Source organism: Stutzerimonas sp. C6.4V, from assembly GCF_058536345.1.
The window spans coordinates 1,269,065-1,281,005 of record NZ_JBZUBM010000002.1 but is presented as its reverse complement, the minus strand read 5'-3'; the positions used below and the strand labels follow the sequence as shown (position 1 = coordinate 1,281,005).

General features: G+C 63.7%; 14 protein-coding genes. 5 read left to right on the top strand and 9 right to left on the bottom strand.

The window, feature by feature from the left end; all coding sequences use genetic code 11:
* Positions 1-12: 12 nt before the first annotated feature.
* The 4 genes from rlmH to AC4LFW_RS21585 are packed head-to-tail and all read right to left on the bottom strand — an operon-like array spanning position 13 to position 2,786.
* Entirely contained in the window at positions 13-480 is a 468-nt protein-coding gene (gene rlmH, locus AC4LFW_RS21600) for a 23S rRNA (pseudouridine(1915)-N(3))-methyltransferase RlmH (protein ID WP_025243223.1), read from the bottom strand.
* Between the two features lie 7 nt (positions 481-487).
* Positions 488-847 carry a ribosome silencing factor gene (gene rsfS, locus AC4LFW_RS21595; RefSeq protein ID WP_021209688.1) on the bottom strand — a complete coding sequence of 120 codons (360 nt, stop codon included), beginning with the start codon at positions 845-847 and terminating at the stop codon, positions 488-490.
* A gap of 14 nt (positions 848-861) precedes the next feature.
* Positions 862-1,521, bottom strand: coding sequence for a nicotinate-nucleotide adenylyltransferase (gene nadD / locus AC4LFW_RS21590; protein WP_491822013.1), 660 nt, complete (start codon positions 1,519-1,521; stop codon positions 862-864).
* On the bottom strand, positions 1,521-2,786 hold the full coding sequence (locus AC4LFW_RS21585; protein ID WP_491822011.1) for a glutamate-5-semialdehyde dehydrogenase: 1,266 nt from the start codon (positions 2,784-2,786) through the stop codon (positions 1,521-1,523). The genes nadD and AC4LFW_RS21585 overlap by 1 nt, the downstream gene beginning before the upstream one ends.
* 224 nt (positions 2,787-3,010) lie before the next feature.
* Between AC4LFW_RS21585 and AC4LFW_RS21580 the strand changes: the two genes are divergently transcribed.
* On the top strand, positions 3,011-4,330 hold the full coding sequence (locus AC4LFW_RS21580) for a bifunctional DedA family/phosphatase PAP2 family protein (protein ID WP_491822009.1): 1,320 nt from the start codon (positions 3,011-3,013) through the stop codon (positions 4,328-4,330).
* A 17-nt stretch (positions 4,331-4,347) separates the two neighbouring features.
* Here AC4LFW_RS21580 and AC4LFW_RS21575 read toward each other — a convergent pair whose 3' ends face one another.
* Genes AC4LFW_RS21575 through AC4LFW_RS21565 form a run of 3 tightly spaced genes read right to left on the bottom strand, consistent with a single transcriptional unit; the run spans position 4,348 to position 6,026 of the window.
* Positions 4,348-4,938: an LON peptidase substrate-binding domain-containing protein gene (locus AC4LFW_RS21575; protein ID WP_491822007.1), complete on the bottom strand. Its 591-nt coding sequence runs from the start codon at positions 4,936-4,938 to the stop codon at positions 4,348-4,350.
* A 9-nt stretch (positions 4,939-4,947) separates the two neighbouring features.
* Complete coding sequence (locus AC4LFW_RS21570) at positions 4,948-5,664, bottom strand: LrgB family protein (RefSeq protein ID WP_491822005.1); 717 nt, start codon at positions 5,662-5,664, stop codon at positions 4,948-4,950.
* A complete protein-coding gene (locus tag AC4LFW_RS21565; RefSeq protein WP_491822003.1) occupies positions 5,664-6,026 on the bottom strand; it encodes a CidA/LrgA family protein in 363 nt (120 codons plus the stop codon). The genes AC4LFW_RS21570 and AC4LFW_RS21565 overlap by 1 nt, the downstream gene beginning before the upstream one ends.
* Before the next feature lie 184 nt (positions 6,027-6,210).
* On the opposite strand from AC4LFW_RS21565, the gene AC4LFW_RS21560 reads away from it, so the two are divergent.
* The 3 genes from AC4LFW_RS21560 to AC4LFW_RS21550 all read left to right on the top strand — a co-directional run bounded on the left by AC4LFW_RS21560 (position 6,211) and on the right by AC4LFW_RS21550 (position 9,081).
* A complete protein-coding gene (locus AC4LFW_RS21560) occupies positions 6,211-6,666 on the top strand; it encodes a MaoC family dehydratase (protein WP_491822001.1) in 456 nt (151 codons plus the stop codon).
* Positions 6,667-6,740: 74 nt separating this feature from the next.
* Positions 6,741-8,420 carry a C13 family peptidase gene (locus tag AC4LFW_RS21555; protein WP_491821999.1) on the top strand — a complete coding sequence of 560 codons (1,680 nt, stop codon included), beginning with the start codon at positions 6,741-6,743 and terminating at the stop codon, positions 8,418-8,420.
* A gap of 19 nt (positions 8,421-8,439) precedes the next feature.
* Positions 8,440-9,081 (top strand): NAD(P)H-binding protein, encoded by a 642-nt coding sequence (locus AC4LFW_RS21550; RefSeq protein ID WP_491821997.1) that lies wholly within the window; start codon positions 8,440-8,442, stop codon positions 9,079-9,081.
* Between the two features lie 315 nt (positions 9,082-9,396).
* On the opposite strand, the gene orn is transcribed toward AC4LFW_RS21550, so the two are convergent.
* Both orn and AC4LFW_RS21540 read right to left on the bottom strand, forming a co-directional pair.
* Positions 9,397-9,939 carry an oligoribonuclease gene (orn, locus tag AC4LFW_RS21545; protein WP_491821995.1) on the bottom strand — a complete coding sequence of 181 codons (543 nt, stop codon included), beginning with the start codon at positions 9,937-9,939 and terminating at the stop codon, positions 9,397-9,399.
* Between the two features lie 28 nt (positions 9,940-9,967).
* On the bottom strand, positions 9,968-10,777 hold the full coding sequence (locus tag AC4LFW_RS21540) for a class I SAM-dependent methyltransferase (protein WP_491821993.1): 810 nt from the start codon (positions 10,775-10,777) through the stop codon (positions 9,968-9,970).
* A 124-nt stretch (positions 10,778-10,901) separates the two neighbouring features.
* On the opposite strand from AC4LFW_RS21540, the gene rsgA reads away from it, so the two are divergent.
* The gene (gene rsgA / locus AC4LFW_RS21535) at positions 10,902-11,933 is read left to right on the top strand and encodes a small ribosomal subunit biogenesis GTPase RsgA (RefSeq protein WP_491821991.1); all 1,032 of its coding nucleotides are present in this window, start codon (positions 10,902-10,904) and stop codon (positions 11,931-11,933) included.
* Positions 11,934-11,941 lie beyond the last annotated feature (8 nt).

Here is an 11,941-nt window from a genome sequence, read left to right as displayed (position 1 = left end):
GGTTCGGCTGTACTACTTGTGATATGGATGGCCGGACAACAAGGTCCAGGCGCGATAGATCTGCTCGCCGATGAGAATACGCACGAGGGGATGCGGCAAAGTCAGCGGCGACAGCGACCAGCGCTGCTCGCTGCGCGCGCAGACCTCGGGGGCCAGACCTTCCGGCCCGCCCACCATCAGATTGACGTTACGCGCATCGAGCCGCCAACGCTCCAGTTCGGCGGCCAGCTGCTCAGTGCTCCAGGGGCGCCCCGTCACTTCCAGGGTGACGATACGCTCCCCGGGCTGCACCTTCGCCAGCATGGCCTCGCCCTCCTGGCGAATCAACCGCGCCACGTCGGCATTCTTGCCCCGAGTGTTTAGGGATATTTCGTGAAGCTCCAGAGGCAGCTCGGACGGCAGGCGCTTGGCATATTCATGCCAGCCGTCTTCTACCCAGCGGGGCATCTTCGAGCCCACCGCGATCAGCTTGATCCGCACGGATCGACTATTCCTGCTCGCCTGCGTGCTGCGCGCGGCTCTGCTCGGCACCCTGCCAGAGACGCTCGAGGTCGTAGAACTGGCGGGTCGGCACCTGCATGACGTGAACCACGACATCACCAAGATCCAGCAGCGCCCATTCACCGCCGTCCAGCCCTTCACTGCCAAGCGGGCGGACGCCCTGCTCCTTGACCTTTTCCAGCACGTTGTCGGCCAGGGACTTGACGTGACGGCTCGAGGTACCGCTGGCAATGACCATGAAATCGGTGACGCTGGTCTTGCCGCGCACATCGATGGTGGTGATGTCGGCGCCTTTCAGGTCTTCCAGGGCGCTGACGGCCAGCTGGACCAAAGAATCGTTTTGCATAACTTGAAACAACCTCAGTTCGACGCCCGGTAGAGTCCGTGCGCGTTGATATAAGCCAGTACGGAGTCGGGGACCAGAAAACGGACCGACCGGCCGCTGGCCAGAAATTGACGAATCCGCGTCGCCGACACCCCGAGAGGTGCCTGCCAGACGAATGAAATCTGCCCGCCACTGCCGGTCAGTGCCTGCGGATCGCTCACGCTGCGCGCCGCAAGCAGATCGCGGAGGGCTTCGGGCGCTTCGCTATCGGCATCGGGACGCTGCATGACAAGCACGTGACAATGCTCGAGCAGCTCATCCCAGCGGTGCCAACCGGGCAATCCACAAAAGGCATCCCAGCCCAGGATCAGAAACAGCTGGTCATCGGCAGCCAGCTCGCTGCGCAACGACTCCAGCGTGTCGATGGTGTACGACGGTTCGTCCCGTTCCAGCTCGCGGGCATCGACGGCCAGCAGCGGCAGATCGTCTACCGCCAGACGCACCATGGCCAGGCGATGCTGCGCAGAGCTGTTGGGCGTCTCACGGTGCGGCGGACGGAAATTCGGCACCAGCCGCACCTCATCGAGCCCGAACATTTCGGCGACTTCCAGCGCACCCCGCAGATGGCCGATGTGCACCGGATCGAAGGTGCCGCCCAGTATGCCGATACGCTGTGGCGCTGGAGTCGAGATCATCAGGTACGTACGTGGCCGTCGCCGAACACCACGTACTTCTCGCTGGTGAGGCCTTCGAGGCCAACCGGGCCGCGGGCATGCAGCTTGTCGGTGGAAATGCCGATCTCCGCACCCAGGCCGTACTCGAAGCCGTCGGCGAAACGGGTGGAGGCATTGACCATCACCGACGCCGAATCCACTTCAGTGATGAAGCGCCGCGCATCGGTGAAGTTTTCCGTAACGATCGCGTCGGTGTGCTGCGATCCGTAGCGATTGATGTGCTCGATCGCCTCATCGAGCGAGTCGACCACACGGATGGACAGGATCGGTGCGTTGTATTCGGTAGCCCAGTCCTGCTCGGAGGCTTCGAGAACTGCGCCTCCAAGCAAGGCACGGGTGCGCGGACAGCCGCGGAGCTCCACCCCCTTGTCGCGATAGATGGCCGCCAGCGGTGGCAGTACACGGTCGGCGATCGATTCGTGTACCAGAAGCGTCTCCATGGTGTTGCACGGTGCATAACGCTGGGTCTTGGCGTTATCGGCAACGCGAATCGCCTTGTCGAGATCAGCGGCGCGGTCGATATAGACATGGCAGATCCCGTCCAGATGCTTGATCACCGGCACCCGGGCATCGCGACTGATGCGCTCGATCAGCCCTTTTCCGCCGCGCGGCACGATGACGTCGACATACTCCGGCATGGTGATCAATGCGCCAACGGCAGCCCGATCGGTCGTCTCGACCACCTGCACCGCCGCCGCCGGCAACCCGGCCTCGGCCAGCCCCAGCTGAATGCAGCGGGCAATGGCCTGATTCGAATGGATGGCTTCCGAACCGCCGCGCAGGATGGTGGCGTTGCCAGACTTGAGGCACAGGCTGGCCGCATCGATGGTCACGTTCGGCCGGGATTCATAGATGATGCCGACCACGCCCAGCGGCACGCGCATCTTGCCGACCTGGATGCCCGACGGCAGATAACGCATGTCGCGGATTTCACCGATGGGGTCAGGCAGCGTCGCTACCTGACGCAGACCTTCGATCATGTCGTCAATGCGGGCCGGCGTCAGCGCCAGACGATCGAGCATCGCCTCGTCCAGGCCGTTGGCGCGCCCGGCGGCCAGGTCCTGCTGGTTGGCCTCAGCCAGCTCGCCGCGGGCGGCGTCGAGCGCAGCCGCCGCAGCTTGCAGCGCGCGGTTCTTCTGCGCCGTGGCGGCGCGGGCGAGCACCCGCGAGGCCTCGCGCGCAGCGCGACCAAGGCGGGTCATGTAATCCTGTACGGACTCGGTCATGGTCTGGACTGGCCTGACGGAAGGGAAAGCCGCGGATTATAGCCAGCCATGAGGCTCACGCACAGCGGCGCCCGGCGAATGGCTGCAAAGAGCAGCTGTCAGGCGCGCATTCAGGCTGGGCTAGTCGACATCCTGTCGCAATTGCGCCGGCCGCTTTCATGGCCGGGGGTGAAACCCAGCCACCGGCAAACAGGTCGAAACCGTCTCGATTCAAGGAAAAACGCATGCCCGAATGGCTCACCATACTTACCGGCTGGCTCGCCGCCCATCCTCAATGGCTCGGGCTCAGCCTTTTCCTGGTGGCCTGCCTGGAGTGCCTGGCCGTGGTCGGGCTGGTGATGCCAGGCACCGTCATGGTGTTCGCCATCGCCGTACTCGCCGGTAGCGGCGTGCTGACGCTGGGCGAGACGCTTCTGCTCGGCTATGCCGGCGGGCTCCTCGGCGATTTGCTCTCCTATGGCCTGGGAAGGCGGTACCACCAGAACATCCGCAATCTGCGCGCATTGCGACGACACCCGGAATGGCTGTCACGTGCCGAGGTCTATTTCGATCGCTACGGAATCGCCAGTCTCCTCGTTGGCCGCTTCATCGGCCCGCTACGTCCGATGCTGCCGCTGACGGCGGGCATGCTGGACATGCCGTTCGGGCGCTTTCTGCTGGTGAGCCTGGTTGCGGCAGCCGGGTGGTCGATGGCCTATCTGCTGCCGGGCTGGGCCACCGGTGCGGCTGTTCGACTGCCGCTGCCGGAGGGGTTCTGGGGCGAAGCCGCTATCGTCATCGGCGCACTTGTGCTGATGATCGGCGGCGTCATCCACAGCAGCCTGCATCAGCTGCGCTGGGTCACACCGGTAGCAGCCGGCCTTTGCGCCGCCGCACTGGTCGGACTGTTCTTTGGCTGGCCCCATCTGGTTGAGTTCGACGAAGGCCTGATGACCGTCGTGCAAGGCGAGCGCAGCCCGGTTTTCGATCGTTTCATGGTCATCGTCACGCGAGCGGGTGATTTTCAAACCCAGCTATGGGCCGCCGTATTGCTGGGCATCCTGCTGCTGCTAACCAGGCAGCGGCGGGCTGCCACCTTCGCAATCATCACACTGCTCGGCACCGCACTGGCCAACGGAGCGCTCAAGGCCCTGTTTGGCCGGATCAGGCCAGAAATCCTGCTCGAACCCCTGAGCAGCTACAGCTTCCCCAGCGGTCACAGCTCGGCAGCGTTCGCCTTCTTCCTGACGCTCGGTGTACTCGCCGGGCGCGGCCAGCCGCCTCGCCTGCGCCTGGCATGGGTGCTGCTTGCCGGGCTGCCGGCGACTGCGATTGCCCTGTCACGGGTCTATCTGGGTGTTCACTGGCCGACCGACGTCATCGCTGGTGCAGTACTCGCAGCCACGATCTGCGCGACCAGCCTGGCACTGGTGCAGTGGCGCAGCCCCATGCATGCGATGTCACCCAAGATCTGGTGGCTGATCCTGCCGGCGACCCTTGGCCTGATCGGCGCGTTCATGATCTGGGCGCTTCCCGGCGCGATGCTGCTCTATCGCTACCAGTAACGGTGAGACCGCCCCGGCTACTCCGGCGAGTCGCCCTGCAACCTTTCGAGCCACAGCTGGATGCATTCAAGCTGCCGCCGGGGATCGTCCATTTGCAGCAACTCGACCTTCTGCTCGGGCTGGAACGGCAACAGGTAGGCCAGTTGGTTGGCCAATGAGCGCTGGCCGTGCACGACACCCGTCATCCCCAGCGTCTGCACCATCGGATGCTGACCCAACGCTTCCAGCAGGATGGCCAGTTCGGCGTGCTCGTCGCCCAGCGGCAATTCTTCCCCCTCACTGCGCCAGGCGACCTCGGCAACCGTGAGCTGATCACGCTGCACCTCGGCCGACTCCACATCGAAACGCCGGCCACCCTCCACGCGTATCCCCAAGAGCCCGTTGGGCCGCTGCTGCCAGTCACGGATCAGCGCCTCGCAACCGGTCGTTGCGTATTCGCCAGGCGCCACGCCGACTTCGCTGCCCTCGACGATGCGCACCACGCCGAAGCCATGCCCCGCCTTGAGGCAGCGACTGACCATGTCCAGATAGCGCGCCTCGAATATCTGCAGGTCCAGCTGGCAGCCGGGAAACAGGACGGTATCGAGGGGAAACAATGGCAGCTTCATAGCAATTCCTTACAACAGGAGCGTCACGACAAGCGGCAGGAGTACGGCCGTCATGACGCCCATCAAGCTCATGGCCAGCGCGGCGAACGCGCCACATTCGTCGCCTTCCTGCAAGGCCTGTGCGGTGCCTACCGCGTGCGACGTAAGCCCCAGCGCCATGCCACGGGCAGCAGGATGCTGAACACCGAACCGGCGCAACAGTTCCGGGCCGAAAATCGCACCCAGGATACCGGTGATCATCACGAACACCGCCGCGAGCGCCACGATGCCCCCGATCTGCTCGGCCACGAGCATGGCGATGGGCGAGGTCACCGACTTCGGCGCCAGGGTCATCAGGATCATGCGGTCGGCGCCGAACGCCCAGGCCAGCACCATGCCGAGTGCCGTCGCACCGATGCCGGCAATCAGCAATGTGAGCATGATCGGGCCGAACAGCTCGCGGATGCGTCGCAGGTTGAGGTAAAGCGGCACGGCCAGGGCGACCGTCGCCGGACCGAGCAACACCGTCAGCATTTGCGCGCTGACACGGTATTCGTCGTAGCTGAGGCCGCAGGCCAAGAGGATGCCGATGACCAGCAGCATCGACACCAGCACTGGCTGCAAGAACACCCAGCGGGTCTTTTCATACGCCGCAAAGGCCAACTGGAACGCCGCAAGGGTGATCGCCACACCAAACAACGGATGATGAATCACCGCTTCCCAGGCGGCTTGCCATTGCACGGTCATCATGCCCGTCCTGCCTTGCGCTGCTGACGCCGGATCAGGGCCTGCATCAGCCACCCGGTAAACACCAGCGAAAGCACCAGGGACAGCGCCAGCACTCCGACAATGGCCCAGAAGTCATCGAGGATCGCGCCGGTATAAGCCATCACACCGACCGCTGGCGGAACCAGCAGCAACGGCAGATAACGCAGCAGACTGCTGGCAGCAACCTGCAGGGACTCGCTCGCCTGACCACGCGCCAGCAATGCCACGAACAACAACAGCAGGCCTATGATCGGGCCCGGCAGGACGGGCAGAAACATCACATTCAGCGCCGTGCCAAGCAGTTGAAACAGCACCAGCCAGGTTAACCCGCGTAGCAGCATGGAAGCCTCCGAGACATGGAAGCGGCGATTATAAGCATCCCGCCGGAGCGAAGCCCGCGCACCGGCTTCAGCCAAACATATGGCTCGCCATTCGCGGCGGCCATGCTTGGTTGCGTCATGGTCACCTCCGTGCTGATCTAGCGGCCTGAACCCGCACTCGAACAACAACAATTCCGGAGGACGTATGCCGCAGGTGCCCGTAGCGGAACTCAAGAGTTACATTGGCAAGGAGCTTGGCCGCTCGGAATGGTTCACCGTCGACCAGCAGCGGGTCGATCAGTTTGCCGACTGTACCGGCGATCACCAGTTCATCCATATCGATCCCGAGAAAGCCGCCCAGACACCCTTCGGCGGCACCATTGCCCATGGCTTTCTCTCGCTGTCGTTGATACCGATGCTGATGCGCGACCTGCAGGTCACGCCAGAAGGCACCAGAATGGGCGTCAACTACGGGCTCGACAGCCTGCGCTTCATCCAGCCGGTACGCGTCGGCTCGCGGGTGCGCCTGGCAGCGACACTCGTGGACGCCTACGAGAAGAACCCCGGCCAATGGCTGCTCAAGGCTCGCGTCGTTATGGAGATCGAGGGTATCGAGAAGCCCGCCTACGTCGCCGAAACCCTGGCGCTCTGCATTCTCTGACGGCCATAGGGCGGGTTGTGGCCCGCCCGCGCGTTTGCGGCATACTGCAGGCATCCTGTTGTCTGGAACGCCGCATGCGCCAGTTTGCTCTCCTTTCATTTGCCTGCCTGCTCGCCGCCTGCGGTGAGGGCGAGCCGTTCACACCCGCCGATGCCACGCTGCCGGACGGCGGCCGTTATCGCGGCGAGATCGTCAACGGCCGGCTGCAGGGCGAAGGTCGCATCGACTACCCCAACGGCAGCCACTACGTCGGCGAATTCAAGGACGGTCAGTGGCACGGTCAGGGTATCTGGCGAGGCGCCAACGGTGATCGCTACGAAGGCGAATTCAAACAGGGACTGTTCGACGGACGGGGGCGTTTCAGCTATGCAGCGGGCGGCGTCTACGAGGGACGCTTCCAGCGCGGCGCGCTCAACGGCAAGGGTCGCTATCTCGAGCCTGGCCTGAGTTATGAGGGCGAGTTCAAAAACGACCTGTATGAAGGCGCCGGCAGGCTCGAAAGCGCTGACGGGGTCATCCATGAAGGCGCATTCCTTGCCGGCCAGCCTCACGGCCAGGGCATGCGCACCGATGAGAGCGGCGAACTCAGCGGAACCTTTGTCGAGGGTCGGCTAACTGGCCAGGGCCTGTTTCGCGGCCACAACGGCGAACACTATCTTGGCGGCTTCGAAAATGATCTGTTTCATGGACAGGGCCGCTATGAAGATGCCGCTGGCCAGATGTGGAAGGGTCATTTCAAGCAGGGCGAACTCAGCGGCCAGGGAGAGTATGCCGGTACCGATGGCAGCCGCTATAGCGGCGACTTCGAGGGTTGGCGATATCACGGCGAGGGCGTCCTGCAACAGGCCGACGGCAGCCGCTACACGGGTCGGTTTCGTGATGGCCGCTTCGATGGCGCCGGCACACTGCAACTGGCCGACGGCACCGAGCAAGCGGGAACCTGGCGCGCGGGCCGCCTGATCCGGGACAGCGCAGGCAGGGCGATAACCGATCCTCTGGAGCTGGGGCTGCTGAACCAGGGCCGGTTGCTCGACCAGGCACTCGAGGCAGTCCCCGCCTCCACCCCGGCCGTTGAGCTCTATAGCCTGACCTTCGCGGGCGATGGCCAGCAAAGCGTGTTCCTGCGCGAGGTCGATTACGTCGATGCACTCCTGGCCGAGCGCTTCGCCGCCCATGGCCAGATCAACCTGGCCAACCACCGAGACCTTATCGCTGACCGACCTCTGGCCACTCGAGAGAATCTGTCTCGCGCCATCCAGACCCTTGCAGAGCGAAGCGGTCCGGAAGATTTGATATTCATCTACCTCACCAGTCACGGCTCGGCGGACCATCAACTTGCCGTGGCACAGCCGAGACTGGAACTGGAAGACCTACCGGCCAGCGAACTCGCCCGAATCATGGCGCCGCTCGCCGAACGCAACAAGGTGGTCGTGATTTCCGCATGTTATTCAGGCGGTTTCATAGAGCCGTTAAAGAGCCCGAACACGCTCGTCATGACCGCCGCTCGAGCCGATCGCGTCTCGTTCGGCTGTTCCGAGGAAAATGACTTCACCTACTTTGGCCGCGCCTTGTTCGCCGAGGCGCTGCAGCAGAGCAGAGATATCGTGCAAGCCTTCACCCTGGCGCAGACGAGGGTTGCCGAACGGGAGCTGGCCGACCACTATCAGCCATCAGAGCCGCAGATCTGGGCCCCGGACCAGGTCGTCGAACACTGGCGAATGCTGAACGAACAGCAGCACACCTCGACCGACTGATCGCACAGGAAGCCAAACCATGTATCTGACGCCCCAGCGTATTCTGCTTGCCGGCGCCACCGGACTCACCGGCGAGCGCCTGCTCGACCGGCTGCTCAACGAACCCACCGTGGAATGCGTACTGGCGCCCAGCCGCAAGCCACTCGCCACGCACCCACGACTGGAAAACCCGGTGGGATCGCTTCTCGACCTGCTGCCGCAACTGCAGGGCCAGCCCGATACGGCGTTCTGCTGCCTGGGCAGTACACTCAAGGAAGCCGGCAGCCCCGATGCCTTTCGTGCCATCGATCATGACCTGGTGGTGGCATTTGCCGAGCGTGCCCGAGCACTCGGCGCACGGCATCTGCTGGTGATCAGCTCGCTGGGCGCCAACCCCGATAGCGCGATCTTCTACTGCAAGGTCAAAGGCCAGATGGAAGATGCGCTGCGTGCGCAAGACTGGCCACAACTGACCATTGCCCGCCCTGCCCAGCTTCTCGGCCCACGCATGCAGGTACGGCCCATGGAGCGCCTGACCGCACCGATCTCCCATCTCCTGCCTGGCAAATACCGCGGAATATCTGCGTGCATCCTTGCCCGCGCCCTCTGGCGCCTGGCGCTGGAGGAAGGCCAGGGAACGCGGGTGGTCGAGTCGGATGAACTGAGGCGGCTGGGGAGGTAGATCGGAAGCTGGAAGCTGGAAGCTGGAAGCCGATAGTTTGGAACTGAAGGTTGGAGGTTGGAGGTTGGAGGTTGGAGGCTGGAGGGTACGACACTGAACCATTGAGTGGAGGATGCTCCGCTCTTGCGCCACCGGAACGCGCGCGACATGCGGGATCGCGCTTCACTCAAAAGCCATCAACACGCCCGCAAACTCATCCCTTCCTGCTCAGCTTCTAGCTTCTAGCTTCTAGCTTCTAGCTTCTAGCTTCTAGCTTCTAGCTTCTAGCTTCCGGCTTATAACTTCTAGCTTCCGGCTTCAGGTCAGCCTCCACCTTCACCCCTTTATGAAATGCTCACGATAATGACGCAGCTCGGCGATGGATTCACGGATATCGTCCAGCGCCAGGTGTGTTCCGCCTTTCTTGAAGCCGGCCAGTACCTCCGGCGCCCAGCGCGCGGCCAGTTCCTTCAGGGTCGAAACGTCAAGGTTGCGGTAGTGGAAATAACGTTCCAGCTCCGGCATGCGCCGGTAGAGGAACCGGCGGTCCTGGCAGATGCTGTTGCCGCAGATCGGCGACTTGCCTTTTGGCACCCACTGCTCGAGAAAAGCCAGCGTCTGCGCCTCGGCCTCTTCGGTGGAAATCCGGCTCTCGCGCACCCGCTGGGTCAGTCCTGAACCGCCATGCTGGCGGGTGTTCCACTCGTCCATCCCGGCGAGAATCTCGTCACTCTGATGAATGGCGATCACAGGCCCTTCGGCGAGAATGTTGAGCTGGCTGTCAGTGACAATCGTGGCCATTTCGATGATGACATCGTTGTCCGGATCAAGACCGGTCATCTCGAGGTCGATCCAGATCAGGTTCTGCGGGCTCTGCATGATGAACTCCTTGGCGGTGGCGCGCAGTTTAGCCGCTCGCACCCCTGCCGTCAGGTGCCGATGCCGAACCGGGCCGCCAGATCAGGAGCTGCGAACGGCGCCAGTCCTCTACCGGCAGGATTTCCCCCGCCTCGACGCCAGGCACCTCGAAGCTGTTGCTGATAAGTAACGCATCAGGCTTCATCTCGGCTGCTGCCTTGTCCCAGATCCGCGGCATGGGCGCGGGTGACAGGAAGCAGTAGACCACGTCATAACCGCCGAGCGGCTCACGCCAGAGGCTGCGCAAACGCACATGACAATTGCCTCGTGGCAGACAGCGCAGCCAGCACAGCACGAACGTTAAAGGCGCAGTTTCGACACCCACGAATTGCGCTTGCGGATAGGCCCGCGACAGCCGCAGCAGGGTCCCGCCGAGCCCACAGCCCAGATCGACGAAGCGGAACTGGCCGGGCAACGTCGCCAGTCGCTCCACCAGGCGCAGCTCAGCCGCCGAGCCGGTGAGGTAAAGCGGAACCCGCTCGGTCAGTGCATTCCAGTTCAGCATCAACAGCACCAGGAAGCCGACCAGTAGCAGCCACGGCGGCACGGCGTGATTCTGCAGCAACACCAGACCGGGTACGAAACCGAGGTTGATCGGAAGCCACCAGCGGGACAGCCCCAGGAGCTGCCCGATCAACGCCGCGAGTGCGCCCTGCAGACAGGCTGCCCCCAGCAGGCCGAGATGCCAGCCCAGCAACCGCGCCAGCCCGAGCAGTAGCAGCCAGCTGAGCAGGAGCGCCAACACCTGACAGAACAGCGCCAGCAAGGCAGGAAAGCGAGCAAGAGACAGAGCAGGCATGGACACTCATCGCCGCAGGTTCGGACTGCCGAGTCTACCCGCCCGCCGGGGCCGTAAACAGGCCCACGGCGGGCGACTGACGGCGTGCTAGACTCGCCCTCTTTCACACCTGGGCACCGCATAAATGGCCAAACGCCAACTCAACCGCCGGCAAAGCTGGCGCATCGAGAAAATCCAGGAAGAGCGCGCCACCCGCGCGGCGCGGCGAGAGTCCCGGGCCGTCGAAGAACTCGAAGGCGGCGATCTCGGCCCCGAGCAGACCGGCCTGGTCATTGCCCACTTCGGCGTGCAGGTCGAGGTCGAGGCGCAGGAAGGCGAGCATAGCGGTCAGGTCTTTCGTTGCCACCTGCGCGCCAACCTGCCGGCACTGGTTACCGGCGACCGTGTGGTCTGGCGCCCAGGCAACCAGGGGATCGGCGTCATCGTGGCGCAACTGCCGCGCCAGTCCGAACTCTGTCGCCCCGACACCCGCGGCCAGCTCAAACCCGTTGCGGCCAATGTCGATCTGATCGTGATCGTCTTCGCGCCGCTCCCCGAGCCTCACGCCAACCTCATCGACCGCTATCTGATCGCAGCCGAACATGCCGGGATCACGCCGCTTCTGCTGCTGAACAAGGCGGATCTGATCGATGCGCAGAACGAGCCTGCGCTCAACGCGCTGCTCTCCGTCTATCGCCAGCTGGGGTACCCGCTGATGGAAGTCTCGGCGCACGGCGGCGCCGGCATGGATGACCTGAAGGCCCGCCTCGACGGTCACGTCAGCGTATTCGTCGGCCAGTCCGGCGTAGGCAAGTCATCGCTGGTAAACAGCCTGTTGCCCGGCGTCGATACCCGCGTCGGTGCGCTGTCAGAAATGACCGGCAAGGGCACCCACACCACCACCACGGCGCGCCTGTTTCACTTCCCCGGCGGCGGCGAACTGATCGATTCGCCCGGTATCCGCGAGTTCGGCCTCGGCCACGTCAGCCGCGCCGACGTCGAAGCCGGGTTCATCGAGTTTCAGGAACTGCTGGGCCACTGTCGCTTCCGCGACTGCAAGCACGACCGCGAGCCAGGCTGTGCGCTGCTCAAAGCCCTGGAGCAGGGAGAAATCCAGCCACAGCGCATGAACAGCTATCGCCACATCATCAGCAGCCTGCCAGAGGCCGACTACTAGCAGGCCGG

What these genes read in the sequence shown, in the direction of transcription:
- nadD (WP_491822013.1), bottom strand. Translation starts at nt 1,521, where the DNA reads ATGATCTCGACTCCAGCGCCACAGCGTATCGGCATACTGGGCGGCACC.
- AC4LFW_RS21555 (WP_491821999.1), top strand. Translation starts at nt 6,741, where the DNA reads ATGCGCCAGTTTGCTCTCCTTTCATTTGCCTGCCTGCTCGCCGCCTGC.
- AC4LFW_RS21570 (WP_491822005.1), bottom strand. Translation starts at nt 5,664, where the DNA reads ATGACCGTGCAATGGCAAGCCGCCTGGGAAGCGGTGATTCATCATCCG.
- rsgA (WP_491821991.1), top strand. Translation starts at nt 10,902, where the DNA reads ATGGCCAAACGCCAACTCAACCGCCGGCAAAGCTGGCGCATCGAGAAA.
- AC4LFW_RS21580 (WP_491822009.1), top strand. Translation starts at nt 3,011, where the DNA reads ATGCCCGAATGGCTCACCATACTTACCGGCTGGCTCGCCGCCCATCCT.
- orn (WP_491821995.1), bottom strand. Translation starts at nt 9,939, where the DNA reads ATGCAGAGCCCGCAGAACCTGATCTGGATCGACCTCGAGATGACCGGT.
- AC4LFW_RS21540 (WP_491821993.1), bottom strand. Translation starts at nt 10,777, where the DNA reads ATGCCTGCTCTGTCTCTTGCTCGCTTTCCTGCCTTGCTGGCGCTGTTC.
- AC4LFW_RS21560 (WP_491822001.1), top strand. Translation starts at nt 6,211, where the DNA reads ATGCCGCAGGTGCCCGTAGCGGAACTCAAGAGTTACATTGGCAAGGAG.
- rsfS (WP_021209688.1), bottom strand. Translation starts at nt 847, where the DNA reads ATGCAAAACGATTCTTTGGTCCAGCTGGCCGTCAGCGCCCTGGAAGAC.
- AC4LFW_RS21550 (WP_491821997.1), top strand. Translation starts at nt 8,440, where the DNA reads ATGTATCTGACGCCCCAGCGTATTCTGCTTGCCGGCGCCACCGGACTC.
- AC4LFW_RS21585 (WP_491822011.1), bottom strand. Translation starts at nt 2,786, where the DNA reads ATGACCGAGTCCGTACAGGATTACATGACCCGCCTTGGTCGCGCTGCG.
- AC4LFW_RS21575 (WP_491822007.1), bottom strand. Translation starts at nt 4,938, where the DNA reads ATGAAGCTGCCATTGTTTCCCCTCGATACCGTCCTGTTTCCCGGCTGC.
- AC4LFW_RS21565 (WP_491822003.1), bottom strand. Translation starts at nt 6,026, where the DNA reads ATGCTGCTACGCGGGTTAACCTGGCTGGTGCTGTTTCAACTGCTTGGC.